This is a genomic window from Leptospira hartskeerlii (assembly GCF_002811475.1).
Lineage (GTDB): Bacteria > Spirochaetota > Leptospiria > Leptospirales > Leptospiraceae > Leptospira_B > Leptospira_B hartskeerlii.
On record NZ_NPDL01000030.1, the window covers coordinates 1 to 599 of the forward strand.

Consider the following 599-nt stretch of genomic DNA (forward strand, 5'->3'; position numbering starts at 1 on the left):
GGTCGTTATGCGAAAGCCACGCGAAACTTCATTCTGCTATCATTATTGAGTAGGTATTAAATGAAACTAGTGATTATGGGCACTTTATCGACATTAGGGGTTATCTATATTATTCCCTTTATTGTTTATTCAGTCTTTTCCGTTTTAATAGGGGCCAAAATACCAGAAGGCGCTTCACCAATACAATTTTTAATAAGTGTATTGATCGTAAAACTGGGTACAGCGATTGCGATAACATCCATCTTCTATCTTTCGAAAAATATATTTTATGAACGCTGGCTATTATTTTCTTTTTTATGGTGGGTTATGTTTATTCTAGGGGAATTTGGGGAGTTAATGCTACCGACATATTCTTGGAAAGAAGCATTTGGTGGAATAGTTTCTGAAACAATATATACTCCATTGTCGATATTTATTTTACGAATTATTTCTAAGCAATCATGATGATGCAAATGTTTCGTGCGTGGCCTTCGCATAACTATCGCCTCAGCCGCTGCGCTTCGAACTGCTTCGCACTCTCGCTCCGGCCTGCGGCACATTTGCTTCTGTCACTTCGTTTGCATGAGCAAACTCGTGCCATCGCAAACGTCGGCTAGGCT

At 39.6% G+C, this 599-nt stretch carries 1 protein-coding gene; it reads left to right on the plus strand.

Going from position 1 to position 599, the window contains the following annotated elements:
* The first annotated feature begins 60 nt into the window (after nucleotides 1-60).
* Complete coding sequence (locus CH352_RS18950; RefSeq protein ID WP_100708326.1) at nucleotides 61-444, plus strand: hypothetical protein; 384 nt, start codon at nucleotides 61-63, stop codon at nucleotides 442-444.
* Nucleotides 445-599: the final 155 nt, after the last annotated feature.

What these genes read in the sequence shown, in the direction of transcription:
- CH352_RS18950 (WP_100708326.1), top strand. Translation starts at nt 61, where the DNA reads ATGAAACTAGTGATTATGGGCACTTTATCGACATTAGGGGTTATCTAT.